The sequence below is a fragment of the Cupriavidus plantarum genome, assembly GCF_905397285.1.
Classification (GTDB): Bacteria; Pseudomonadota; Gammaproteobacteria; order Burkholderiales; family Burkholderiaceae; genus Cupriavidus; species Cupriavidus plantarum.
Window position 1 is genome coordinate 1,258,302 of sequence record NZ_CAJPUX010000002.1, and the last position, 24,379, is coordinate 1,282,680.

The 24,379-nt window shown below is 66.6% G+C and carries 21 protein-coding genes; 10 read left to right on the forward strand and 11 right to left on the reverse strand.

The window, feature by feature from the left end; translation table 11 throughout:
- Positions 1-47: 47 nt before the first annotated feature.
- Positions 48-926, reverse strand: coding sequence for an AraC family transcriptional regulator (locus KHP16_RS14370; RefSeq protein WP_211960492.1), 879 nt, complete (start codon positions 924-926; stop codon positions 48-50).
- Positions 927-1,063: 137 nt separating this feature from the next.
- On the opposite strand from KHP16_RS14370, the gene KHP16_RS14375 reads away from it, so the two are divergent.
- The 6 genes from KHP16_RS14375 (at position 1,064) to KHP16_RS14400 (ending at position 9,905) form a co-directional block, all read left to right on the forward strand.
- Entirely contained in the window at positions 1,064-2,572 is a 1,509-nt protein-coding gene (locus KHP16_RS14375; protein ID WP_211960493.1) for an ATPase domain-containing protein, read from the forward strand.
- Positions 2,565-4,634 carry a hybrid sensor histidine kinase/response regulator gene (locus tag KHP16_RS14380; RefSeq protein ID WP_211960494.1) on the forward strand — a complete coding sequence of 690 codons (2,070 nt, stop codon included), beginning with the start codon at positions 2,565-2,567 and terminating at the stop codon, positions 4,632-4,634. Before KHP16_RS14375 ends, KHP16_RS14380 begins: the two co-directional genes overlap by 8 nt.
- 111 nt (positions 4,635-4,745) lie before the next feature.
- The gene (locus KHP16_RS14385) at positions 4,746-5,303 is read left to right on the forward strand and encodes an RNA polymerase sigma factor (RefSeq protein ID WP_211960495.1); all 558 of its coding nucleotides are present in this window, start codon (positions 4,746-4,748) and stop codon (positions 5,301-5,303) included.
- Between the two features lie 20 nt (positions 5,304-5,323).
- Positions 5,324-6,154: a FecR family protein gene (locus tag KHP16_RS14390; protein WP_211960496.1), complete on the forward strand. Its 831-nt coding sequence runs from the start codon at positions 5,324-5,326 to the stop codon at positions 6,152-6,154.
- A 99-nt stretch (positions 6,155-6,253) separates the two neighbouring features.
- A complete protein-coding gene (locus tag KHP16_RS14395; protein WP_211960497.1) occupies positions 6,254-8,740 on the forward strand; it encodes a TonB-dependent siderophore receptor in 2,487 nt (828 codons plus the stop codon).
- 109 nt (positions 8,741-8,849) lie between these two features.
- Positions 8,850-9,905: an aldo/keto reductase gene (locus KHP16_RS14400; RefSeq protein WP_109584222.1), complete on the forward strand. Its 1,056-nt coding sequence runs from the start codon at positions 8,850-8,852 to the stop codon at positions 9,903-9,905.
- A 24-nt stretch (positions 9,906-9,929) separates the two neighbouring features.
- Here KHP16_RS14400 and KHP16_RS14405 read toward each other — a convergent pair whose 3' ends face one another.
- Entirely contained in the window at positions 9,930-10,811 is an 882-nt protein-coding gene (locus KHP16_RS14405; RefSeq protein ID WP_109584221.1) for a LysR family transcriptional regulator, read from the reverse strand.
- 106 nt (positions 10,812-10,917) lie between these two features.
- On the opposite strand from KHP16_RS14405, the gene KHP16_RS14410 reads away from it, so the two are divergent.
- Positions 10,918-12,315 (forward strand): GntP family permease, encoded by a 1,398-nt coding sequence (locus tag KHP16_RS14410; protein ID WP_109584220.1) that lies wholly within the window; start codon positions 10,918-10,920, stop codon positions 12,313-12,315.
- A 16-nt stretch (positions 12,316-12,331) separates the two neighbouring features.
- On the opposite strand, the gene KHP16_RS14415 is transcribed toward KHP16_RS14410, so the two are convergent.
- Positions 12,332-12,691 carry a hypothetical protein gene (locus KHP16_RS14415; protein ID WP_109584219.1) on the reverse strand — a complete coding sequence of 120 codons (360 nt, stop codon included), beginning with the start codon at positions 12,689-12,691 and terminating at the stop codon, positions 12,332-12,334.
- A gap of 85 nt (positions 12,692-12,776) precedes the next feature.
- Complete coding sequence (locus KHP16_RS14420) at positions 12,777-13,691, reverse strand: LysR family transcriptional regulator (RefSeq protein WP_121492567.1); 915 nt, start codon at positions 13,689-13,691, stop codon at positions 12,777-12,779.
- A 115-nt stretch (positions 13,692-13,806) separates the two neighbouring features.
- On the opposite strand from KHP16_RS14420, the gene KHP16_RS14425 reads away from it, so the two are divergent.
- Together KHP16_RS14425 and KHP16_RS14430 are read left to right on the forward strand one after the other, a co-directional pair.
- Positions 13,807-15,264: an amidase gene (locus KHP16_RS14425; protein ID WP_211960498.1), complete on the forward strand. Its 1,458-nt coding sequence runs from the start codon at positions 13,807-13,809 to the stop codon at positions 15,262-15,264.
- 57 nt (positions 15,265-15,321) lie between these two features.
- The gene (locus KHP16_RS14430; protein WP_109584216.1) at positions 15,322-16,308 is read left to right on the forward strand and encodes a Bug family tripartite tricarboxylate transporter substrate binding protein; all 987 of its coding nucleotides are present in this window, start codon (positions 15,322-15,324) and stop codon (positions 16,306-16,308) included.
- 10 nt (positions 16,309-16,318) lie between these two features.
- Here KHP16_RS14430 and KHP16_RS14435 read toward each other — a convergent pair whose 3' ends face one another.
- The 7 genes from KHP16_RS14435 to KHP16_RS14465 form a co-directional block, all read right to left on the reverse strand.
- On the reverse strand, positions 16,319-16,774 hold the full coding sequence (locus KHP16_RS14435) for a RidA family protein (protein ID WP_211960499.1): 456 nt from the start codon (positions 16,772-16,774) through the stop codon (positions 16,319-16,321).
- Positions 16,771-18,294, reverse strand: a complete 1,524-nt coding sequence (locus KHP16_RS14440) for a M81 family metallopeptidase (RefSeq protein ID WP_211960500.1) — start codon at positions 18,292-18,294, stop codon at positions 16,771-16,773. Before KHP16_RS14440 ends, KHP16_RS14435 begins: the two co-directional genes overlap by 4 nt.
- A gap of 93 nt (positions 18,295-18,387) precedes the next feature.
- Entirely contained in the window at positions 18,388-19,101 is a 714-nt protein-coding gene (locus KHP16_RS14445; protein ID WP_115954776.1) for an RraA family protein, read from the reverse strand.
- Positions 19,102-19,132: 31 nt separating this feature from the next.
- Positions 19,133-20,335, reverse strand: a complete 1,203-nt coding sequence (locus KHP16_RS14450; RefSeq protein WP_109584212.1) for a pyridoxal phosphate-dependent aminotransferase — start codon at positions 20,333-20,335, stop codon at positions 19,133-19,135.
- A 48-nt stretch (positions 20,336-20,383) separates the two neighbouring features.
- A complete protein-coding gene (locus KHP16_RS14455; protein ID WP_121492562.1) occupies positions 20,384-20,938 on the reverse strand; it encodes a LeuD/DmdB family oxidoreductase small subunit in 555 nt (184 codons plus the stop codon).
- Positions 20,935-22,233, reverse strand: a complete 1,299-nt coding sequence (locus KHP16_RS14460) for a 3-isopropylmalate dehydratase large subunit (RefSeq protein ID WP_211960501.1) — start codon at positions 22,231-22,233, stop codon at positions 20,935-20,937. The genes KHP16_RS14455 and KHP16_RS14460 overlap by 4 nt, the downstream gene beginning before the upstream one ends.
- Positions 22,234-22,247: 14 nt before the next feature.
- Positions 22,248-23,222: a Bug family tripartite tricarboxylate transporter substrate binding protein gene (locus KHP16_RS14465; protein ID WP_244835805.1), complete on the reverse strand. Its 975-nt coding sequence runs from the start codon at positions 23,220-23,222 to the stop codon at positions 22,248-22,250.
- A gap of 191 nt (positions 23,223-23,413) precedes the next feature.
- On the opposite strand from KHP16_RS14465, the gene KHP16_RS14470 reads away from it, so the two are divergent.
- Complete coding sequence (locus KHP16_RS14470) at positions 23,414-24,379, forward strand: LysR family transcriptional regulator (protein WP_179594330.1); 966 nt, start codon at positions 23,414-23,416, stop codon at positions 24,377-24,379.

A 24,379-nucleotide genomic window follows, 5' to 3' on the forward strand; every position in this document is an offset into this window, starting at 1 on the left:
ACCGCGGCCCCGACTGTATTGAAGGAAATTGCAGACGCGCGTGCCCGCTATGACGCGCGGAAGCGTCCCGGCGTGACGCCCGCATGCGCCTTGAACACGCGCTGAAAATGCGCCTGATCGGCAAAGCCAAGATGTAGCGCCAGCTCCGCGATGCGATCACCCTCCCGGATCCGCTCGCGCGCGATGTTGATCCGCTGATTCAGGTGCCACGCATGCGGCGTCATGCCCGTGACGGCACGGAACGCACGAATGACCTGATAGCGGCTCATGCGCGTGAGATGCGCCAGTTCGTCGAGCAAGACGCTGGCACCGGGCGACGCGACCAGGCAATCCACTGCCGGCTGAATCTGCCGGGCGAGGTCCGACGGAACGTCAGGCGCTTCGATGCGCAAACCGTGACGCGTGTCGCAGTCGCCTACGAACTCGATCAACGCCCCTGCCTTTTCGTTCGCTTCTTTGTCGATGGCTTCCCTGTCGTACGGGTCCGTTCCGGAAAACAGCAATGCATTGAGCGCGCAGAAACGCGCATAGAGGGTTGGATCCGTCACCACGTGAATCGGCTCCGCATCCATCGACCCCGCGTCCGCGTATTCGCCTCGGACAGCCTGCAGCCACGCGGCATCCAGATGCAGCATCTGGTAACTCCATTCGGTGTCGGGCGCGGGATTGCAGGCGTGCACACGCATGGCGGGCACGAACACGAGCGTGCCGGGCGCCAACGCTACCGGGCCATCTGCCGTGCCGATGAACACACTCCTCCCAGCATCGACGGCCGCGATGGAATACGTCGGATGGTGATGCGGCTTATAGCAAGCCCGGCTATGGCACGCCCGCCGACTCTCGACAAAAGGCAGCGCGGAATCGCGCCAGAACGCTTGTGAGGCGCTGCGGGTCACTGCGGCGTATGACGACGGTTGGGCTGGCATCCAATGCTTCTCGATCGACAAGGCGGGAGTGGCGAGTCTACCAACACGCGATGTCCGCGGGTACGGGCGCAGCAGCCACCACATGACCGTAGCACCTGACGGTGTTACGCTTAGTGCTCGGGAATGGAGGAACACATATGGGCGAGGCACCACGGACACCGTCCTTCGCGAGCACAGGCGTTACCGGGCTTGACGATATCCTCAACGGCGGGTTCAAGGAGGGAAATCTTTTTCTGCTGGAGGGTACCCCTGGCACCGGCAAGACGACGATTGCCATCAGCTTCCTGATGGCTGGGGCCGAGAACGGTGAGCGGGGGCTGTATATCACGCTCTCCGAAACAGCAGAGGAGTTGCGGGACGGGATGGCCTCCCATGGGTGGGAGATGCACGACCTGATCTCGATTTTCGAGGTAACGCCACCCGAAGCGCTGCTGGAGGCCGATCAGCAGCAGAGCCTGCTCTACTCTTCGGATCTGGAGCTCGGTGAGACGACCACCGCTATCCTCGGCGAATTCGCGCGGGTCCAGCCTAAGCGGGTCGTGATCGACAGTCTTTCGGAGATTCGCCTGCTTGCCCAGAGTTCGCTGCGGTACCGGCGTCAGATCCTGGCCTTCAAGCATTACTTCGCCCGACACAATGCCACCGTGCTGATGCTCGATGACCGCACCGCGGAGGTCGAGGACAAGACGGTGCATAGCGTGGCGCATGGCGTGGTGAAGCTGGAAGAACTGTCGCCCAACTACGGCGCGGAGCGTCGCCGGCTGAAGATCGCGAAGTATCGCGGCCAGTCGTTCCGCGGCGGCTACCACGATTTCACGATCCGCACCGGGGGCGTGACGGTATACCCGCGCCTGGTCGCGCTGGAGCACCGCACCGAGTTCAGCCGCAAGCAGCGCACGAGCGGCGTGCCCGGGCTCGACAAGCTGCTTGGCGGCGGCGTCGAGCAAGGATCCAGCGTGCTGATTCTCGGGCCGTCGGGCACCGGCAAGAGCCTGTACGCGCTCCAGTTCATCACCGCCGCGATCGCGCGCGGCGAGAAGGCGGCGCTATTCGTGTTCGACGAAGAACTGGGCCTGCTCTTCGGTCGCGTCCGCGCCATGGGCATCGACCTCGAAGCCATGCGGGCTTCTGGCAGCCTGCATGTCGAGCAGGTCGACGCCGCGGAACTGTCGCCCGGAGAGTTCGCGCATCGCGTCAGGACGAGCGTGGACGAGCTGCAGGCGAAGACGGTCGTCATCGACAGCATCAACGGCTATCAGGCGGCAATGCCGGAAGAAAACGCATTGACGCTGCATATCCACGAACTGCTCCAGTATCTGAACCGGCAGGGAGCGAACACGTTCCTGACGGTAGCGCAGCACGGCCTCGTCGGCGACATGAAGGCGCCCGTCGACGTCACGTACCTGGCCGATACCGTGATCCTGCTCCGCTATTTCGAAGCGTTCGGCCGCGTACGCCGCGCGGTGTCGGTCATCAAGAAGCGGACCGGCGCCCATGAGGAATCGATCCGCGAATATCGGCTGGGCAGCACGGGGCTCATGGTCGGCGAGCCGCTGGAAGATTTTCAGGGCGTGCTGCGGGGCGTGCCCACATTCGCGGGCAACGCCGGACCGCTGCTGAACGGTGACCTTTCCGGCGATGAATGATTGTCCCGCCCTGATCCTGGCACCTGCCGGCCGCGATGCGGCCGTTGCCGCGGCGCTGCTGGCGAGGGCACAAACTCCGGCGCGAATTTGCGCGGACCTGCAATCGGTGGCAAGCGCTCTCGACGATGCGGTGTGCTGCGTCGTCGTGACCGAGGAAGAACTGCGCGGGGATCTGCGCCCCCTGTCGGCATGGGTCGCCTCACAGCCGCCATGGTCCGACCTGCCCTTCATCGTGCTCACCCGGCGCGTGGCGGACGGCGGCGATCGGTCTGACGAAGTTGCGCGCATGACCGAGAGCCTGGGCAACGTCACGTTCGTCGAACGCCCGTTCCACCCTACCACCTTCGTCAGCGTGATTGGCGCGGCCGTGCGCGCGCGGCAACGGCAGTTCCAGGCCCGCAAGAGCCTGGAAGCCCTGCATGAAGGCGAGGAGCGCCTCCGCACCGCGCTGACCGCCGGGCATCTTGGCTCGTGGGAACTCGATGTGCCAACGGAGATCCTCACCGCCTCCGCAACGTGCAAGGCGATTTTCGGGCGCGCGGAGGATGAGGACTTCACCTACGCCGACGCATTGGCCACCACCCATCCGGACGACCGCCAGCACATCATGGCGGCGCTCGCGCGCAGCATTGAGACCGGCGCCGACTACGCGCTCGAACACCGCCTGATCTGGCCCGATGGCAGTGTGCGCACCGTTGACGCGCGCGCGCGGTACCTGCGCGGCGGAGCGAGCGGCACGGGACATTTCGTCGGCGTGTGCCTCGATGTCACGGACCGCGTCGCGGCGGAGGAGCAGCTGCGACGCGCCAACGAATCGCTCGAAAAAAAGGTGCGGGAGCGTACCGCGGAACTGGAAGCCTCCCATCGCGGCATGCTCGAAGAAATCCGGCGCCGCGAGCAGACGGAAGACAAGCTGCGTCATGTGCAGAAGCTGGAACTGATCGGCCAGCTCTCCGGCGGCATTGCGCACGATTTCAACAATCTCCTCGCGGCCATCCTCGGAAATCTCGAACTGGCGCGCAAGGAGGCAGCGTCCAACCTCAAGCTCATCCGGCTGATCGACGGCGCGCAGCAAGGCGCGCGACGCGGTGCCGCGCTGACGCAGCGCCTGCTGGCCGCCGCCAGGCAACAGGACCTCAACGTGGCCCCGACGAGCCTGGCCCGACTCGTCCGCGGCATGGAAGAGCTGATCACGCGGTCCATCGGCCCCGCCTTCGATCTGCGCATCGACGCGCCCGACAGCGCCCCGCCGGCGCTCGTGGATGCAAACCAGATCGAACTCGCGCTGCTGAACCTCGTGGTGAATTCGCGCGACGCGATGCCGCGCGGTGGCCGCATCACCATCGCGGTCGACACGCGAGAAACGGCAGGCGATCCCGAATTGCCGGCCGGCGAGTATGTCCGCGTCACGGTGAGCGATCAAGGCGTCGGCATGGACGCGGCAACGCTGGCCAAGGCCGGCGAGCCCTTCTTCACGACGAAGGAAATCGGCAAGGGGACCGGGCTCGGGCTGTCCATGATTCGCGGTCTCGCCCGGCAACTGAAGGGTGCGCTCCGGCTGGAGAGCGAGCCCGGCCGCGGCACCCGGGCGACGCTGTGGCTTCCGGCGCTGGCGAAGGAGGCCATCCGGGCGTGGGAAAACACCGCGCGGCCGGTTGCCCCGGCGCACGCAACTGTCGCACCGGTCGCGCAGGCCGATGCCATTGGCAGAATTCTGGTCGTCGACGACGATTCGCTCGTGGCGACAAGCACCGCCCTGCTGCTGGAGGACGCCGGCCACGAAGTCGTCTCCGCCGACTCCGGCGACGCCGCGCTCGAACTGCTGGCAAGCGATATGGACTTCGACGTCCTGCTGACGGACTACTCGATGCCCCAGATGACGGGCACCGAACTGGCCAGCGCCGCGCGGCTGCTGCGTCCCGGCTTGTCGATCATTCTCGCCACCGGTTATGCGGAGGTGCCGGACACGGACACGAGCGTCCTCCATTTGCGGAAACCGTTTCGACTCGATCAACTGGTGACACAGGTCAATCTGGCAATCCGGTACGCGCGCCGTAGCTGAATCGCCTCCAAAGACGGGTCGAAAACAACAGCCGGGCGATTTCGTTTGTGAATGCGAATTACTATCATTTATACTTAGCGCCGTCGATCGTTCCCTGATGTTGCTCTGGCCGTGCTGCGCGACCCCGCCCACCCTCCGCTGTTCGCTGCATTGCTCCGCCACTACGATGAACTCGTCGACCACATCCGTCGCCGTTTCGGCGATCCGCACCTGGCGCGGGACGTGCTGCAGGACGTCTGCGTGCAGTTGCTCGAGCGTCCGCCAGCCGGTCAGGTCACGAAGCCTCTCGCCTTTCTGCGCCATGTATCCACCCATCGCGCGATCGACCGCCATCGCGCGGAGTCGACGCGGCAGACCCACACCGACGCATGGCACGCGGACATGGGCGACATCGACGCCAGCCCCGACGTGGCCGATGCCATCGCGCACCGGCAGACGGTCGACCGGCTCGAACGAAGCATCGCGGCCTTGCCGCCCCGCTGTCAGGAAGTGTTCATCCTTCATCGGCTGCATGACCTGCCGCAGCAGGAAGTCGCGGTAAGATTGGGCATCTCGCGCGGCATGGTGGCGCGCCATCTGGCGCGCGCCCTGACGCTGCTCGCACCGGAACTGGCGGCACTCGGCGAACCGGGCGCCGTCACGACCGGCCCGCGGGAAACGTCGTCGTGAGTCCCACTGCGGTTTCATCCATGACAGACTCTTCCGAGCGGACGCACGATCCGCTTTCTCCCTATCAGCACGCGCTGCGCGACCGCTTTCCGTCGGTGGAGGCCATTACCGCCGCCGCGCACGCGCGCCGGCGCAAACGGCGTCGTCAGTACACGGCCGCCACCATGGCAGTGTTCCTCGCGGCCGTGGCAACGTGGCTCGCCGATCCCGTCTACCGCACGGAGCAGTTCACCGCCGGATCCGCCTCGCAAACCGTGCCTCTCGCCGACGGCAGCATCGCCACGCTCGACAAGGACACCCAGCTCACCGTGCATTGGGCGCTGCGCTCCCGCACGCTTTCGCTCGACCGTGGCGAAGCCGTCTTTACCGTCGCGCATGGCCTGCGAAGCTTCGTCGTGACGGCTGGCGATACCCGTGTCCGCGACATCGGCACGGTCTTCGACGTCCAGCGATTGCCGCGCCGCACGCGCGTTACCGTGCTCGAGGGCGCGGTGGAGGTCGAGGCCGGAGGCCATACGCGAACGCTGCGCGCCAGCCAGCGCGTGGATGTCGAGGCCGGTGGCCGACCCGGGAACACCGTGAGCGTGAACCCGGAACGGGCCCTGGCGTGGCAGCGCGACAAGTTCTCTTTCGATGGCGCGACGCTTGCCGACGCGATCGCGGAAATGCAGCCGCACGCGCCCTCGCCCATCGTGATCGACGACCCCCGCGTGGCGCAGCTACGCCTCTCCGGCGAGTTCGACCGCGACCAGGTCGAGGCGATCCTGCGCCTGCTGCCCGGCATCCTGCCCGTCTCCGTGCGCGGCGACGCTGACGGCAGCGTGCATCTTTCCGCAAGACCGCGTCCCTGATGTGAAAATTTTTTCGCGCGGCAGGTGTACAGGGCGGTGCCGGCGCACGGCAACTCCATGAACAGGCCGAACGGTTCGGCCACACATCAGGGAGTCTTCGTGAAGTCCACCGTCTGCCGCCGGCGCGCCGCCCGCGCTTCCCGTCTTGCCGTCTGCCCGCCGATGGTGCTCGTCCGGCGGGTCGTCCCGATACTCGTCCCGAAGTTGATTCCAGCCCTCGCGGGGATGCTCGCCGCCGGCGCTATCGCGCAGGGCGTGGCCCGGGCCATCGACATTCCCGCCCAGCCGCTGGCGCAATCGCTCGCGGCCCTCGCGCGCCAGTCCGACACGCAGATCCTGTTTGCGACCGCACTGGCGGATGGCCTCAGCGCGCCCGCCGTCCGTGGCACGCTGACCGTCGAAGACGCGCTTTCCCGCATGCTGGCCGGCTCCGGCCTGCGCGTGGTCAACAACGGCCCGCGCACATTCACCGTGGTGCAGGCGCCCGCGGACATGCGCGCCGCCACGCTGCCGACGGTCACGGTGAGCGCCAGCACGGCCGACATGTCGGGCAATGCGGATGGCGTGGTGCCTCACCGCGCCAGCGGCGCGAAGACGAGCACACCGCTGATCGACACGCCGCAAACCATCAATGTGGTCACGCGCGAGCAGATGGATGAACAAGGCGTGCAGAGCGTCATGCAGGCGCTGCAGTACACGCCGGGCGTGGTCAACCAGTATGGCGATACCGATCTGCGCTACGACTGGCTGGCGGTCCGCGGGTTCGTCCCGCTGCGTTACCTCGATGGCCTGCGCCTGCCGTATGGCGCGCGCGGCTACTCCCAGCCACGGATCGACCCCTATGCGCTGGAAAGCGTCGAGGTGCTCAAGGGGCCGGCATCGGTCCTGTATGGCCAGAGTTCGCCGGGCGGATTGCTCAATCTCGTGAGCAAGCTGCCGCAGGCACAGGCCTCGCGTGAAGTGGTGCTGCAAACCGGCAGCCATGACCGCGCCCAGGGCGCGTTCGACTTCACCGGGCCCATCGACGAGGACGGCAAGCTACTGTATCGCGTGGTGGCGCTGGCGCGCGACACCAATACCGAGATCGACTATCTGAACGAGCGCCGCGTGATGGTGGCCCCTAGCCTGACGTGGCGCCCCAGCACCGATACCTCGCTGACGCTGATGGCGCAGTACCAGAAGATCCGCTCCGATGGCGGCGGCGCGCCGCCCGCGCTGCCCGCGGCTGGTACGCTGCTGCCGAATCCGAATGGCAGCATTCCCACCAATCGGTTCATCGGCGAACCCGCCTACGACAAGTTCGAAAGCGAGCAGATGCTGTTCGGCTACAAGTTCGAGCATCGCGCGAACGAGACGTGGCAGTTCCGGCAAAACGCGCGCTACAGCTACATCGATACGGATTCGCAGCGCGTGCAGGGTCTGGCGATCAACCCCGACCTCCGCACCGAAAGCCGATATGGCTGGGCGTTCCCGGAACGCAGCGGTGTGTTTGCCATCGACAATCAGGCCGAAGCCAATTTCCGGACCGGCCCCGTGCAACACACGCTGTTACTGGGCGCGGATTACCAGTACGAAGGCGCGCGCTACGAGGAGTCCCAACTGGTCGCCGTTCGCGCCCTCGACCTGTTCAATCCCGTCTATGGCGCGCCGGTCAGCCGGCCGCCGCTGGGGACACGCGTCGACCAGTCGCGCCATCAGGTGGGCGGCTATGTGCAGGACAGCCTGTCGATCGATCGCTGGACACTGCTGCTGAGCGGCCGCTACGACTGGGCGGGCAGCGATACCGACACCTTTACCGCGCAAACCGGTAACACGGTGAGCACGCGGCAGAGCGATAACGCGTTCACCGGACGCGCCGGGCTGACGTACCGATTCGACAGCGGCTTTGCGCCATACGCAAGCTTCGCGACCTCGTTCCAGCCACAGGCCGGTATCGGCCGGACGGGCTCGCCGTTCGAGCCGACGCGCGGCCGCCAGACCGAGGTGGGCGTGAAGTACGCGCCCAGGGGCGTCAATGCCTTCGTCACGCTGTCCGCGTTCGACCTGCGGCAAACCAACGTGCTGACGCCCGATCCGCTGAACATCAACTTCAACACGCAAAGCGGCGAGGCGCGCGTCCGCGGCGTGGAACTCGAAGGCAAGGCGAGCCTTTCGCGCGGGCTGGACGTGGTGGCGTCCTACGCGTACTCGAACACCGAGGTGCTGAAGGCCAATGCCAATGCGCGCGGCGTGACCACCCAAGGCAACGCATTGCCGTTCGTGCCGGTGCATCAGGCCTCGCTGTGGATGTACTACACCTTCCACCAGACGGTGTTCCAGGGGCTGGGACTGGGCGCGGGGGTGCGATATATCGGACGGTCCTACGGCGATGCGGCGAATGCGTTCCGCGTGCCGGCCGCCACCGTGTTCGACGCGGCGCTGAGCTACGACCTCGGGAAGTCCTTCATGCAACTGCGCGGCGTCCGGCTCGCGGTCAACGCGACCAATCTTTTCGATCGACGCTACGTCAGCACCTGCATCTCCTCCACGGGCTGCTATTTCGGCAGCCGCCGCACGGTACTGGGGACGGTCAGCTACAAGTTCTGAGCGGACCATTGTCAACCGACGCTTGAATCTCCTTTCATCCTCGGGCGCTGTTTCTCCCTCGGCCGGCGCACTACAGTTGGCGGGTCGCATCGATTCCGAGGGAAACACCATGCAATACAAGCAGCTTGGCAATACGGGACTTCTCGTCTCACAGCTCTGCCTGGGGACCATGACCTTCAGCAGCGGTCAAGGCATCTACAAGCATATCGGCAATGTCGGCCAGGACGTGGCCGATACGCTCGTCAAGGCGAGCCTCGACGCCGGGATCAACTTCTTCGATACTGCGGATGTCTACTCGGGCGGGGAAAGCGAAACGACGCTCGGGCAGGCGTTCAGGAATCTGGGCGTGCCGCGCACGGCGTATGTGCTGGCCACCAAGGGCTACAGCCGCATGGGCCCTGGGCGCAACGACGTGGGCGCGTCGCGCGGCCATCTGATGGACGCGGTGCATGCCAGCCTGCGGCGCCTGGCCACCGACCATATCGACCTGTACCAGATCCATGCCACCGACACGGTGACGCCGATCGAGGAAACGCTGCGCGCGCTCGACGATCTGGTCACGCAGGGCAAAGTGCGGTACATCGGCGTCTCCAACTGGGCCGCATGGCGAATCGCCACCGCGCTGGGCATCTCGAACGCGAAGAACTATGCGCGGTTCGCGACCGTGCAGGCGTACTACTCGGTGGCGGGCCGAGACCTCGAGCGGGAGCTCGTTCCGCTGATGCAGCACGAGAAACTCGGCCTCATGGTCTGGAGTCCGCTTGCCGGCGGCCTGCTGTCGGGCCGTTTCAGCCGCGACAATCAGAACCCCGAGGGTTCGCGCCGTTCGGACTTCGATTTCCCGATCGTCGACAAGGCGCGCGCGTGGGATGTGCTCGACGTGCTGGCCCCGATCGCCAGGGCTCACGAATGCAGCGTGGCGCGGATCGCGCTGGCGTGGCTGCTTTCGCGCGAAGTCGTGACCAGCGTGATCGTCGGCGCGAAGCGGCTCGACCAGCTGACCGATAACCTCGAAGCTACGAAGATCGAACTGTCGCGCGACGAGATCGCGGCCATCGACGCCGTCAGCGTGCTGCCGCGCGAGTACCCGGGCTGGATGCTCGAAACGCAGGGTGCGGACCGCCTCGGGCCGGTCGACCTGTGGGCGGGGGCGACGGCGTCCTGACGGCCTCGGGGATAGCAGGTTCCGTTATTTCGGGAAATGCGCCACGAGAAAATCGATCAGGCTCGACAGCTTGCGCGTCATCAGCCGGTCCTGCATGTAGACGATATGCAGCGGGCGGTCGGGCGCGCCGAATGCCTCCAGTAACGGTATCAGGCGCCCTTCGCGGATATCGGCGTCCGCCAGATCGCGCGGCAGCATGGCGATGCCGAGTCCCGCGAGCGTGGCCGTTCGCAGGGCCGGCATGTTGTTGGTACTGAACCGTCCCTTGGTGGCGACGCACGTGGGGTCGCCACCGCCGAACTTCCATTGCCATTGCGCGACGGTGTTGTGGAAGGCCAGGCAGGTGTGTCCCTGCAGGTCGGCGAGGGATTCCGGCACGCCGTGGCTGTCGAGATACGCAGGTGCGGCGCATGGAACCAGACGGGTCCTGCCCAGCTCGCGCGCGACGAGTCCGCTATCCGGCAGGTCGCCGTAGCGGATACCCGCGTCGAACCCGCCCTCGATCAGGTTCACGACCTCGTCGCTGAAGATCAGTTCGACCTCCACTTCCGGATAGGTCTCGATATATTGGGCGATCAGCGGCACGAGCGTATGCGCGCTGAGGCTGACGACCGCGCTGATTCGCAGCAGACCTTTCGGATTCGCACGCTGTTCGCGCGCGCTCGTCTCGGCAAGTTCTATCCGCGACAGGATGTCGACACACTGCTCGTAATACGCGCGGCCGATGTCGGTCAGGCTCTGCCTCCGGGTGGTCCGGTGCAGCAGCTTGGCGCCTAGCCGCGTCTCCAGCCCGCGGATATGGTTGCTGACCATCGTGGTGGAAATGCCCAGTTGGTCCGCGGCCGTGGTGAAGTTCTCGCAAGCGACGACGCGGACGAAGACCGTCATGCTGTTCAGCAGATCCATGGCGAAGGCTTGTTTGAGGTCGTTTGAGGGTCCTGTGCGGCGAATCTTCCACACGAATGATAATGGAAAGATAATGGAGCCCCTCGCAGTCTCGCTTTGACACTTCATGACGCCCCTGGATCTACAACTGCTGCTGACGGCCCTCGTCAGCGTGCTCCTGCTCGTTGCCCTTATCGTGTCGCGGATCAAGATGCATCCGCTCCTTGCACTGCTCATCGTTTCCGTCGGGGTCGGGTTCGCGACCGGCATGGCGCCGGAAAGCATCGTCAAGCATCTGGTCGATGGGGCCGGCAAGACGCTCGGGGCAGTAGGCGTGGTGATCGCGCTCGGGGCGATGCTGGGCAAGATCCTTGCCGATGCGGGCACCACGGAGCAGATCGCCGATGCGATCCTGAAGCGTGCCTCCGATCGGATGATCCCGTGGGCGATGACGCTCGTGGCGTTCGTGGTCGGGATTCCGATGTTCTTCGAAGTCGGGCTGGTCGTGATGCTGCCGCTGATCTTCAGCGTGGCCCGGAAGCTCGAGAGCAAGGGGCGCTTCAAGGGGTCGGCCTATGTGTATGTGGGCATCCCCGTCATTTCCGCGCTGGCCGCGATGCATGGCATGGTGCCGCCGCACCCCGGTCCGCTCACCGCGATCGCGAGCCTGAAGACGTCCGTGGGTCCCACGATGCTGTACGGTTTTCTCGCCGCCATTCCGGCCATGATTCTTGGCGGTCCGCTTTACGGCGCCTTCATGTCGCCGCGCATGAGCACCCGGCCCGATCAGGCTCTGCTCGACCAGTTCACCCTGACCGAGAAAGCGAGCGAAAAAGCGGATGCGGGCCGGCGGCCGGGCGTCGGGACCGGCGTGCTGGCGGCATTGCTGCCCGCGATCCTGATGCTCGTGCATGCCATTGCCGAGACGGTGCTGCCCAAGGGAAGCGCCGCGCTGCATGTGGCGAGTTTCCTCGGCAATCCGCTGATTGCCATGTTGCTCGGCGTGCTGTTTGCGATCGTGGCGCTGGTGATCTCTCGCGGCGGCGACGCGGAGAAGCTGCGTGGCGCGCTCGGTAACAGCCTCAAGCCCATTGCGTCGATCATCATGATCATCGCGGGGGGCGGCGCGTTTCAGCAGATGCTCACGAGCGCGAAGGTCGGCGACGCCATCGTGCATCTGACCCAGCAGCTCGCGTTTCCGCCGCTGATCCTGGGGTGGCTGATCGCGATGCTGCTATCCGTATCCACGGGGTCGGCGACGGTGGGCATCGTCGGTGCGGCAGGTTTGCTGGCGCCGCTCGCCGGCAGCGATCCGAACCTCAATCTGCCGCTGCTCGCGCTGTCGATCGGCTGCGGGTCGCTGTTCTTCAACTACGCCAACCATGCCGGGTTCTGGATGGTCAAGGAGTCGTTCGGCATGACCATGAGCGAAGCGACCAAGACCATCTCGGTGGTCCAGTCGATCGTGGCCGTCGTCGGGCTGATCATGGTGCTGATCTTCAACGCGGCGATGCCTGTGGGCTGAGGCGTCTGTGGGAATGCTATTGGGACGCGTCGTCGGCGTCCTGCAGCAGATGCCCGTACTGCGCGACCTCCGCCTGCACGCGCGCTTCGCTGGCGGCGATGACCTCGGGCGTGATGTCGCCATCGACGAACTCGACGGACACGCGCCGCACTCGCTTGTCGTCCCCGACGATCTGCTGCAGGACCTTGTCGAAGAAGCGCTCGCCGGCCTTGAGTCCCAGCGCGCGTGGGACCAGTACCTTGACGAGCAGGATCTCATCCTCGGGGCCTTCCGCCGCCAAGTTGCCGATGGTGGTCCTCAGGTGCGACTTCAGCTTGAGAACGCTCAGCGTGCCCGGTACCGCGACGTGCGACACGCGAATCGGTTTATCGCTCATGCTTCGTGGATGCCCAAGGGGGCGATGCCTGTTTGACAGGCCGTGACTATAGCAGGCGATTCCCGGAGCGAGCCCTCGGGGGCTTTCATGCGCCTTCGGCTACCAGCCGCTCCCGGATGTATTTCAGGAAAGCCAGTGTGCCTTCCGGGAGAACGCGGCCGGCCAGCGTCTGGAGTTCGATGACGCGGCTGTTCATGCCGCGTTCGCGGATCGTGGCAGGATGGATTTCTCCCCGGCGGACGCGGTCGCCGACGGTGACGGCGCCCGAGATCGACAGGCCGCCGCCGTGCAGGACGAAGCTCGTCAACGTTTCGAAATGATTGGTCACCAGCACCGGTTCGAAGACGATGCCGCGCTCGCTGCAGGCGATGTCGAAGAGCTGCCGCACGGTGTTGTCGCCCTCCGGCAAGGCGATCGGATGCGCCTGCATCTGGGCCAGCGTGATGCTGCGGAAGCGTGCGAGCGGATGATCGGGCCGCATGATCGCGATCACCGGCGCCGGCTGGCGGTGCTCGACGCGGATGCCGTGCCCGGCCGCTCGGCTATAGGTGATGCCGATATCCGCATCGCCGCGAAGCACCACGCTCGTGACTTCCGCCGGCGGCGACACCCGCACATGGAAATGGAGCCCCGGATAGTTCGTCCGGAACTCGGCGATCGCCCGTGGGAGGAAGTCGATGGCAAAGCCAGCGGACGAGGCGACCCGGACCCGGCCGCGACGCAAGCCCTGCAGGGCCGCGATTTCCGTCACGACCCGGTCCGCGTCGAGCGCCCCGCGCAGCGCGAAGGCGGCCAGCAGTTCGCCCGCGGCGCTGGCCACCATCCCGCGGGGACGGCGGTCGAACAGCGGTACGCCGAGCGCTTCCTCCAGCACGGCGACCTGCCGGCTGACCGCGGACACCGTGACATTGAGCCGCCTGGCCGCATCGGTCAGCGATCCGCAGCGCACGACTTCCAGGAAATAACGTAGCGAGGTGTCCTGCAGGCGATGCGACAGCACGATCGGGGTTTCTCCGGTTTGCGTTTTACGCAAGGATATCTGGAAAAATCATCGATTGTCGAAAAGGCACGCCCACTCGTATGCTGTTTCCGAAGCGACCCCGACACGAGATTTCATGACACTGCAATCGTCCGCCGCGACTTCCATCGTCGAACTCGACGCCACCGACCTGTCGCAAGCGATCCATGCGCGCGACATCTCCTGCGTGGAGGTGCTCGATGCCTTTCTGGCCCAGATCGACCGCCACAATCCCGAGGTGAACGCAATCGTCGCGCCGACCGACCGCGATGCCCTGCATACGCTGGCACGCGAGCGCGACGCGGAACTGGCGCGTGGCCACAGCCGCGGCCCGCTGCATGGATTCCCGCAGGCGCCCAAGGACATCATGCCGGCAGCCGGCATGGTCACCACCAAAGGCTCGCCGATCTTCGCCGGCCAGGTCTCCCGCACGGATGCCGTGATCTTCGAGCGCATGCGCGCGGGCGGCGCCCTGTTCGTCGGCCGCACCAACTCCCCCGAGTTCGGGCTCGGCGGCCACACGTACAACCCGGTCTACGGCACCACCCGCAACGCATGGGACCCGTCGCGCTCGGCCGGCGGCAGCAGCGGCGGCGCGGCAGTGGCCGTGGCGCTCCACATGCTGCCGGTGGCGGACGGCTCGGACATGATGGGGTCGCTGCGCACGCCGGCCGCGTTCAACCACGTGTATGGGCTGCGCACATCCGTCGGCTGCGTACCGCATGGACCGACGGACGAAGTCTTCTTCCAGCAGTTCAGCGTGGCCGGGCCGATGGCGCGCAACATACCGGACCTCGCGATGCTGCTGTCCGTGCAGGCGGGCTTCGACGCGCGTCTGCCGCTGACACGCCATGCCGAACCGCACGGCAGCTTCACCCTGCCGCCCGCGCGCGACTGGTCGGGCGTCCGCGTCGGCTGGCTCGGCAATCTCGGCGGTCAGTTGCCGACCGAGCCGGGCCTGCTGGACACCTGCGAGGCATCGCTCGCGCATCTGCGCGCGATCGGCTGCACGGTGGAGCCCGCGCTGCCCGCGTTCGATCTCGAACAACTGTGGATGGCGTGGATCGATCTGCGCAGTTTCGCGGTGGCCGGCGCGAACAAGGCGCTGTGGGAAGACCCCGCCAGGCGGGCGCAGCTGAAACCCGAAGCCGTGTGGGAAATCGAGCGCGGACGCGCGTTGTCCGGTAACCGCGTGTTCGAGGCAATGTGCGTGCGCAGTGCGTGGTATCAGGCCCTGCGGACCCTGTTCGAGCGTTACGACTACCTCGTCATGCCGTCCACGCAGGTATTCCCGTTCCCCGCGGAATGGGATTGGCCGCACGCGATCGATGGCCGCGACATGGACACCTATCATAGGTGGATGCAGACCGTGGTGCCCGCCACGATGGCCGGGCTTCCCGCCCTCGCGGCGCCGGCGGGATTCGGCGCGAATGGCCTGCCTGCCGGCATCCAGATCATCGGCCCCGCGCAAAGCGACGCGGCGGTGCTCCAGCTCGGCCATGCCTATGACGAGGCTGGCGGATTCTCTCGCCATCGGAGTCCCCTGCTTGGCTGAACCTGGCTGAACGCCTCCCAGATTGCCCTTCCCCCATTGTTATCAGGAATCGACGCGATGACCCCGAATCCCCTGAAGCTGCTGCTCGCCTGCGGCACACTGACCCTGATGCTGGCCGCACCGCAGGCCTTCGCGCAGTCCACGTCCTATCCCGACCGCCCCATTCGGCTTGTGGTGCCATTCGCGGCGGGCGGCGCGACGGACGTGCTGGGCCGGCTGCTCGCGGTAGGACTCGGCGAGAAGCTCGGCCAGTCCGTGGTCGTCGAGAACAAGCCCGGCGCCGGCACGGTCGTGGGCGCGACGCAGGTCGCGAAGGCCGCGCCCGACGGCTACACGCTGCTGCTCGCGTCGAACAGCACGCTGACGCTGAACCCCGCCATTCGCCAGAACCTCGCGTACGACGCGAACAAAAGCTTTACCGCGCTGGGACAGGTCGCGGACATGGCGCTCGTGCTCGTGGCCAACAACGACACGCATATCGCCTCATTGAAGGACCTCGTCGCACAGGCGAAGGCCCAGCCCGACAAATTCTCCTATGGCTCGTTCGGCGCGGGATCGTCCGTGCATTTCGGTGCCGAGATGCTCAAGTCCACGACCGGCATCCGCATGGTGCACGTGCCGTTCAACGGCAGCGCGCCCAGCCTGACGGCGCTGGTCGGCGGTCAGGTGCCCGTGTCCGTCGACACGGTCGTGGCCAGCCAGCCGCTGATCAAGTCGGGCAAGATCAAGCCGCTGGCGGTGCTTTCGGCCCAGCGCCAGCGTGCCCTGCCGCAGGTGCCGACGGTCGCGGAAAGCGGGTATCCGGGTTTCGAAATGGGCAGCTGGTTCGCGCTGATGGCGCCGGCGGGACTGCCCGCGCCGGTGCAGCAGAAGCTGGAAAAGGCGCTGGCGGACGTCGCCACCGCGCCCGCAACGCAGGCGCGCATGGTGGAACTCGGGCTAACGCCGGCTTACGGCAACGGCGCGACCGTGCAGGCGCGGATCGAGAAGGAACTGCCGGCCATGCGCGCGGTAGCGGCACGCGCGGAGATCAAGGCGGACTGACGTCCGCCCCTCAACCCTTCAATTCGAAAATGCTGTCGATCTCGACAGGAATGCCCATCGGCAGCGTATGAACGCCGAGCGCGCTGCGTGCCGGCAGCTTGTCCTCGCCGAATAGCGTCAGCAGGATATCGCTGGCGCCGTTGGCCACCTGCGGATGCTGGGTGAACGACGCTGCCGCGCGCACGTAGACGGTCAGCCGGCTGCATCGCTCGACGTTGTCCAGTCCGCATGCCTCGTCGATGCACGACAGAATCATCAGCATGGTGAGGTGCGCCGCGCGTTGGGCCGCCTCCAGCGACATGTCGTCGCCGACGACACCGACGATCGGCTTGCCGTCCTCGAACGGTCCGAGGCCGGAGACGTAGAGCTGTTTCCCCGACACAGAGACTGTACGGTACGAACCGAGCGGACGGATGGGCGGAGGCAGCGTGAGGCCCGCCTGGGACAGGCGATCGACGAGGATCATGGTCGGCTCCAGTCAACGCCCTGCCATGCCGTATCCCGGTCCAGCGGAAACACGGGCCGGTCTACCTTGCGAAACGGAAACTTCTCGTAGCGGGAACTCGTCACGCCTTCGCCGTCGCATTCCACGACGGCTTTCGCGATGGGTACGAAGACCGGACGGCAGTACATGCGCGACTTTAGCAGCAGGAAACGCGCGGCGTGCGGGTCGACGCCGATGTGGGTAAAGATGCCGAGATCCCAATGCTCCTGCGGCGTCTCGGTCACGATGACTTGTGCCGCGCCCGTATCGAGCAGCACGGTTCGGCCCATCCGGATGCGCTGGCCCGTATAGGTGGGGCCGGAAATCACATACTCGCCGTCGCTGATCGCAGCCACGGTGCCGGACAGCGGGCGGGGTTCCGGGAATACGCCGAGCTGGGGCATGGCCACCTTGTCGCCGACGGGCAGCGTCACGGCCGCCCCCACACCCGCCGCGATGAGCGCCGCGACCGCCTCGGGGTCGCACACGGGACCGACCGCGATGCCGTCGAGGCCCCGCGCGAGGGCCGCATGCAGGACCGCCATGTTGTCGCAGGTGCCGCCGGACATGCAGTTGTCGCCATGGTCAAGCAGCAGCACGGGACGGCGCGCGCTCCCCTTCCCCTCCTCCCCGTCCTCCCCCTGCGCAGCCCGCGCTGCCTCGGCGATCGATACCTCCAGCGGCGCGGACGTGTAGACGAAGCCCTCGCGTTCTTCCCAGATCTGTGCCGCGATGCGATCCGCCACGGCTTCCGCGGCCTGCTGGTCGCCATTGCCGACGACGATCACGCACAGGCACGGCGCGGCAATATCGGCCAGCCCGAACCCGGCCAGCACCGATACCGCAAGCATGCCATCGCGCTCGGCCGCCTTCGCGCTGGCCACCGCGCGCGCCATGGCGCCTTCGTCGGTGCGGCTACACAGGGTGTGCGTCATCAACGGCGGCCGCCGCCAGGCGATGACAGGCCGGATGCGTTTCGCCGCCATCTCGAACAGCAGCCGTCCGGCGTGCTCTCCGGTCTCGTACATGTCGATGTGCGGATAGGTCTTGAAACTGATCGCGATGTCCGCGTGATCGATCAGCGCTTGCGTGATGTTGCCGTGAAGATCCAGCGCCACGGCAATCGGTGCGACGGGCAGGATCTGACGCAGGCGGGCGAGCAGATCGCCCTCCCCGTCGTCGCTGTTCTCCGCGACCATCGCGCCATGCAGGTCGAGCAACACCGCATCGCATCCCACCGCCGCCTCGACGATCGTATCGGTCAGGTGCGTATACGCCGCGGCCGCCACGCGTCCGCTGGGATTGGCGCCCGCGATGACAGGGACGACGATCTCCGCGCCGGCGGCCTCGGCAAGGTCGATGAACGCGCCGGCGGCGGTACGCGAGCCCCTGGCTGCGCGGTAGCCGTCGGCACCGTATTGCGGATCGAACGATGCCAGCGGCGTGGCGACCGGCGAGAAGGTGTTGGTTTCGTGGTTGAGCCTGGCAATCAGAACTTTCATGAACTCCTCGGCTTGTCGGACATGGTCGCCATGGGGGATGCGGCGGCGCGCCCCCGCATCATCGCATGCCATGCACGATACCGACGAGGTCACTCAGACCGGAAGACCTTTCGCGCGCAGCACTGCATCGAACCGTTCGGGATCCGCGGTGCCCGTGCGATTGGTCTCGCGGATCGCGGCTTCGCGTTCGAGGTGCGCCCGCGTGCGGCGCAGCACGTCCTCTGCCTCGGCCGCGGGTACCGCGATGACGCCATCGGCATCCCCGACGATCAGGTCGCCGGGCAGGACGGCCATGCCCGCGCAAGAGATCGGGATGTTGATCTCCCCGGGGCCGTCCTTGCTCGGCCCGCGATGCGTATGGCCGCGCGCGAAGATCGGCATGCCCTCTTCGGCCCATTCCACCAGATCGCGCACGGCGCCGTCGATCACCAGGCCGCCGAGTTGCTTCGCGATACAGGTCGTGCGCATGAGTCCGCCGACCAATGCCTGCGTCACGTCCGCGCCGCCATCGATGACGAGCACGTCGCCGGGTTGCACCATCATGAGCGCCTTGTGGATCATCAGGTTGTCGCCCGGGCGCACGCGGACGGTCACGGCCGGCCCGCACAGGACGGTGTCCAGCCGCGCGTGGTACTGGCGCAGTCCGTACGTGCCGATGTTGCGGCTCATCGCATCGCCGATGGCGGCGACGGGCATGCTGCGGAACGCCGCGACGATGGCGGGCGGCGGACCGTCCGCGCGCGGATTGATGCGGTAGCCCGGAGGCCATGCCTTGGAGGGCGTTGCAGATGCTGGCTGGGTCGTCATGTTTCGCCTTGTCGAATCGAATGCGCGGTGATCAGCGCAACATTTCGCACGCCGCGCGCAAACGCGCAAGCCCCGCGTCGAGCTTTTCCATCGACGTCGCGAACGAGATGCGGAAGAACGGCGACACGCCATAGGCCCCGCCCTGGAGCACCGCTAGGTTCTGCGCCTCCAGCAGATAGAGCACGAAGTCCTCGTCCGTCTCGATGCGCTGTCCCGTCGGCGTGACCTTGCCGATGGCATCCGCGCAGGAGGGGAAGACGTAGAACGCCCCCTCGGGCGAATGGCAGCGGATGCCCGGAATGCGGTTGAGCTGGCTCACCACCGCATCGCGGCGCGTCTGAAAAATGCGCGTGCGCTCCGCGATGAAGTCCTGCGGCCCGCTGAGCGCTTCGAGGGCGGCCGCCTGGCTGATCGAGGACGGGTTGGACGTGCTCTGCGATTGCAGCTTGACCATCGCCTTGACGAGCGCCGCCGGCGCGCCGCCGTAGCCGATGCGCCATCCCGTCATCGCATACGCCTTCGAGACGCCGTTGATCGTCAGCGTCCGGTCCTTGAGCGCGGGCTCCACCTGCGCGATCGTCGCGAAGCTGCGGCCATCGTACAGGATGTGCTCGTAGATGTCGTCCGTCATCACCCACACGTGCGGATGCCGCATCAGGACCTCCGCCAATGCCTTCAGCTCGTCGTGCGAATACGCGGCGCCGCTCGGATTGTTCGGCGCGTTGAGCACGAGCCAGCGCGTGCGCGGCGTGATCGCGCGCTCGAGGTCTTCCGGCGCGAGCTTGAAGCCGTTCGCAGGCAGGCAGTCGACGAACACGGGCTTGCCTTCGGCCAGCAGCACGATGTCCGGATATGACACCCAGTACGGCGTGGGCACGATGACCTCATCGCCCGACTCGATCGTGCACATGAACGCGTTGAAGATGATCTGCTTGCCGCCCGTGCCGACGATCAGTTCATTGGGCGCGTAGTCGAGCTGGTTGTCGCGGCGGAACTTGTCCGCGATGGCCGCGCGCAGTTCGGGCGTGCCGCCGACGTCGGTGTACTTGGTCTGTGACCGCGACATGGCCCGCGCGGCTGCTTCGCAGATATGGGCGGGCGTGTCGAAGTCCGGCTCGCCGGAGGTCAGCCCGATGATGTCGCGGCCGGCGGCGCGGAGTTCCCGCGCGCGCTGACCGGCCATGGAACTCGGCGATGGTTTGATGCGATTGAGGCGTGCTGCGATCAGGCTCATGATGGTCGTGGACGGGTGTGAGGGTTCAGGTGGGTTCGCCGAAGAGGGCTATGCAAGCGTCCGGTGGCGGCGCAGATAAGGAACGAGTCCGCCGGCTTCGCGGAGTTTCAGCACGATCTCCGGTACGGGCTCGCAGGGAATGACACGGCGCGCATCGGCCCCGACGCGCAGTTCGGCCCGCGAACCGGAGAGGTGAAGCGCAACGACCTCCCCTTCGCGCACGAGCTCGCACAGGTCGTCGACCGGCGCGGTAATCAGCAGCAAACCGTTGTTGATGGCATTGCGCCAATACGTGCGCGCGAAGCTTCGCGCGACGACCACGCGGATGCCCGCGGCCAGCACCACGGTGACGGCGACTTCCATCGCGGAGCCGCAGCCGAAGTTGTGGCCCGCCACGAGGATGTCGCCCTCCTGCACGGAGGCGGCAAAGTCCGGATCGAGGTCTTCGAGCAGGTAGCCGCGCAGCACGAGGGGATCGACACTGTCCTTCTTGCGGCTCGAGGAGATGATGTAGTCGGTGTTGATGTCGTCGCCGAGCAGGCGCGCGCGGCCGGGGATCACCGTCAGGCTCGCCGTGGAGGAGGCAGATGCTTCCATCGTCATGGGCCCTCGCGCGGATCGGTCAGGCGGCCCGTCACGGCGGCCGTCGCGCACGCGCGCGGCGACGCGAGGAAAATCTGCGCCTGGCGATTGCCCATGCGCCCCTTGAAGTTGCGGTTGGCGGTGGACAACACGCGTTCGCCATCGGCCGGCACGCTGCCGCACGTTCCGCAGCAGGAGCCGCAGCCCGGTGGCTGGAGTTCGGCGCCCAGCGCGTAGAACTCGGCCAGCATGCCGCTGTCTTCGAGCTCCGCCTGAATGGCGGCCGACGCCGGCGTGACGATCAGCCGCACGCCGGGGGCGACGCCGCCGCCTTGCCTGAGCACGTCGAGCGCTTCCCGGTAGTCCTTGGTCCGGCCGCCGGTGCACGTGCCGAGGTACACCATGTCGATCGCGGTGTGGCCGGCGGCATCGATATCCACGACGTTGTCCACGCGATGCGGCAGCGCCACCTGCGGCGCGATGGCATCGAGGTCGAACGTCAGCGTCTGGACATAGACCGCATCGGCATCGGCCTCCGCGGGGTCGAACGGCGCATCGGTGCGCGTGTCCAGCCAGGCGCCCGTGCACGTGTCGTACGGGAAAAGGCCCGCTTTGGCGCCCATCTCCACGGACATGTTGGCCAGCACGATGCGGTCGTCCATGTCGAGCGCGGCCACGCCGGGCCCCGCGAATTCCAGCGCGAGATAGTTGGCCCCGCCCGCGCCGAGCCGCCGCGCCATCGTCAGTGCGAGATCCTTCGCCGATGCATACGGCGGCAGCTTGCCGGTCAGCACGATGCGGACCGATCCCGGCACCTTGAGCCAAAGCTGGCCGCATTGCAGGATGCCCGCGAAATCGGACGAGCCGATGCCCGAGCCGAACGCGTTGAGCGCGCCGTATGACACCGCATGGGAATCGGCGCCGACCGCCAGCTGCCCCGGCAATACGCGGCCACGCTCGAGCATCAGCTGATGGCCGATGCCCTCGCCGACCTCGAAGGTGCAGATGCCGTGCGCCTGCGCATAGTCGCGGGCGCGCTGCTGGAGGGCCATCGCGCGTTCACCGGACACCGGGCCGTAATGGTCGAGCGCGAACACGAGCCGCTCGGCTCGGGCCGGTGCGGGCAGCGTGCCGTCCGGCTGCATGTCGCGAAAATAGTCGAGCGCCATTGGGATGGAGCCGTCGGTCCCCATGGCCGCGTCGGGCGCGCAGATCGCGAGGTCTCCGGCGTAGACCGTCCGCCCGGCAGCGCGCGAGAGCAGCTTTTCGGCGAGGGTCTGGGCACGCGTGGTGGCGGTCTTGGAGGCGTGGATCATGTAACGATCCTGTCTCAGTTGAGCTTGATATCGGCGGTCCTGATGACCGTGCCCCACTTGTCGTGCTCGGTCTGGATCAGCTTCGCGAAATCCTCGGGCGTGCCGCCGACCGGCTCCACACCGAGCTGCACGAGCTTCGCCCGGACGTCGTCGGACTTCAGGATCTGGTCGATGGCTCGATTGAGCTTCATCACGATGGGCCGGGGCGTGGCGGCGGGTGCCACCACGCCGCTCCACGACAGCGATTCGTAGCCCTTGATGCCCGCTTCATCGAGTGTCGGCACGTTGGGCAGACCCGGAATGCGCTTGCGGCTGGTAACCGCCAACGCGCGCAGTTTTCCCTGCTGGACGAAGCCGATGGACGACGGCGCGTTGTCGAACAGCATCGACACGTTGCCGCCAAGCAGGTCGGTCAGTGCCGCGGAGCTGCCCTTGTATGGCACGTGCAGCAGGTTGACGCCGGCCATCGACTTGAACAGTTCGCCGGAAAGATGCGTCGAGCTGCCGGGCCCGGAGGACGCGAAGCTCAGCGTGCCGGGCTGCGTCTTGGCCAGCGAGACCAGCGACGGCACGTCCTTGACGGGCAAGGTCGGCGACACCACCAGGATGTTGGCGTTCTCGGTGGCGTAGGCGACCGGGGCGAAGTCCTTCTGCGCGTTGTAGTTGAGCTTGCCGTAGAGGTGGTCGTTGATCGACAGGATGCCCGTGGCGCCCATCAGCAACGTATAGCCGTCGGCCGGGGACTTGGCGACCAGCTCGGCGCCGATATTGCCGCTGGCGCCGGCGCGGTTGTCCACGACGAAGGGCTGCTTGAACTGGGCCTGGAGTTTCTCGGCGAGGATGCGCGCGACCACGTCGGTGGAGCCGCCCGCCGCGAACGGCACGACGATGCGTACGGCCTTGTCGGGATACGTGTCCTCGGGGCCGGCGAGCGCGAGCATTGGCAGCGTGGCAAGGAGAACGGCGGCAACACCAGTCAGGGTCTTCATGGGGGTCCTGGGCAGAAGGTCGATCGTTGGGGGGCGAATCGGTCAGCACGATGGCTGCGGAGAAAGTCTAAGGACGGCCATTTGTCTGGACAAACGAATTTTTTCCGCCGACTATTACGAAAATCCGATAAATCCGGGGCGGCGCCTCTTGCCGAGCTTTCCGCCCAGGCCCCGCACCCCCTTGCCCCGCCATGCGTCACAACGTCACCCTCAAGCAGTTGCGCTGCTTCCTCGCCGTGGCCGAGACGAACTCGTTCACCGTCGCCGCCGGCCGCTTATGCATGACCCAGTCCGCGCTGACGGCGACGATCCAGCAGATGGAGGAGGCGGTGGGCCTCAAGATGTTCGATCGCACCACGCGGCGCGTCGTGCTGACCGGGCACGCCGCGCGCTTCATGGCGGAGGCCGAGCGCGTGGTGAATGGCTTCGACAGCGCGGTGTCGGACCTGCTGGCGCTGGCGCAGGGCGAGCGTGGCCATATCCGTATCGGCGCGGCCTCCTCGGTCATCAGCCAGTTCCTGGTGCCCGCGTTGCCGGTCTTTCGCGAGGCGTATCCCGGCATCACCATCTCGCTGCGGAATCCGGCCGCGCAGCAGACGGAACGGCTGGTGCTGGAGGGCGAGGTCGACTTCGCCATCGACAGCAAATACCGCGGTCACGAGGACCTCGACTACACGCCGCTCGTGCGCGACTGCTATGGCGTCGTGTGCCACCGCGACTCTCCCGTTGCGGCGCTGGACAGGCCCGTGACATGGGACGACCTGACCCGCGCGTCCGATGCGCGCTATGTCGGCTTCTCGCCCGACACGGGCATCGGCCAGTTCCTGCTGACCCATGCGGCGCACTGGCCCGTGCTCGGCGGCGAGCACGACGAGGTCGAGAGCACTACCTATCTGTTCGCGATGCTGGCGCGGGGCAACTACTACTCGGTGCTCCCCGCGCTTGCGTTCCAGCGCAACGAGTTCGAGAGCCTGACGTTCCGCGAACTGCATGGGCCGCGGTTATCGCGCGAGTTATGCGTGATCACGCGGCAGTTGCGGTCGATTTCGCCTAGCGCGCAGCGGTTGCTTGGGATCCTGCGGACGACGCTCGCGGCGCAGGTCATGCCGGAGGGGGTGTCATTGATGGCGGGCCAGCAGCCACTGTCGGCATCATGA

Bases quoted from the DNA above. Each gene is read 5' to 3' on its own strand.
- KHP16_RS14370 (WP_211960492.1), bottom strand. From the start codon at position 926: ATGCCAGCCCAACCGTCGTCATACGCCGCAGTGACCCGCAGCGCCTCA.
- KHP16_RS14375 (WP_211960493.1), top strand. From the start codon at position 1,064: ATGGGCGAGGCACCACGGACACCGTCCTTCGCGAGCACAGGCGTTACC.
- KHP16_RS14380 (WP_211960494.1), top strand. From the start codon at position 2,565: ATGAATGATTGTCCCGCCCTGATCCTGGCACCTGCCGGCCGCGATGCG.
- KHP16_RS14390 (WP_211960496.1), top strand. From the start codon at position 5,324: ATGACAGACTCTTCCGAGCGGACGCACGATCCGCTTTCTCCCTATCAG.
- KHP16_RS14400 (WP_109584222.1), top strand. From the start codon at position 8,850: ATGCAATACAAGCAGCTTGGCAATACGGGACTTCTCGTCTCACAGCTC.
- KHP16_RS14405 (WP_109584221.1), bottom strand. From the start codon at position 10,811: ATGGATCTGCTGAACAGCATGACGGTCTTCGTCCGCGTCGTCGCTTGC.
- KHP16_RS14410 (WP_109584220.1), top strand. From the start codon at position 10,918: ATGACGCCCCTGGATCTACAACTGCTGCTGACGGCCCTCGTCAGCGTG.
- KHP16_RS14415 (WP_109584219.1), bottom strand. From the start codon at position 12,691: ATGAGCGATAAACCGATTCGCGTGTCGCACGTCGCGGTACCGGGCACG.
- KHP16_RS14425 (WP_211960498.1), top strand. From the start codon at position 13,807: ATGACACTGCAATCGTCCGCCGCGACTTCCATCGTCGAACTCGACGCC.
- KHP16_RS14430 (WP_109584216.1), top strand. From the start codon at position 15,322: ATGACCCCGAATCCCCTGAAGCTGCTGCTCGCCTGCGGCACACTGACC.
- KHP16_RS14435 (WP_211960499.1), bottom strand. From the start codon at position 16,774: ATGATCCTCGTCGATCGCCTGTCCCAGGCGGGCCTCACGCTGCCTCCG.
- KHP16_RS14440 (WP_211960500.1), bottom strand. From the start codon at position 18,294: ATGAAAGTTCTGATTGCCAGGCTCAACCACGAAACCAACACCTTCTCG.
- KHP16_RS14445 (WP_115954776.1), bottom strand. From the start codon at position 19,101: ATGACGACCCAGCCAGCATCTGCAACGCCCTCCAAGGCATGGCCTCCG.
- KHP16_RS14450 (WP_109584212.1), bottom strand. From the start codon at position 20,335: ATGAGCCTGATCGCAGCACGCCTCAATCGCATCAAACCATCGCCGAGT.
- KHP16_RS14455 (WP_121492562.1), bottom strand. From the start codon at position 20,938: ATGACGATGGAAGCATCTGCCTCCTCCACGGCGAGCCTGACGGTGATC.
- KHP16_RS14460 (WP_211960501.1), bottom strand. From the start codon at position 22,233: ATGATCCACGCCTCCAAGACCGCCACCACGCGTGCCCAGACCCTCGCC.
- KHP16_RS14465 (WP_244835805.1), bottom strand. From the start codon at position 23,222: ATGAAGACCCTGACTGGTGTTGCCGCCGTTCTCCTTGCCACGCTGCCA.
- KHP16_RS14470 (WP_179594330.1), top strand. From the start codon at position 23,414: ATGCGTCACAACGTCACCCTCAAGCAGTTGCGCTGCTTCCTCGCCGTG.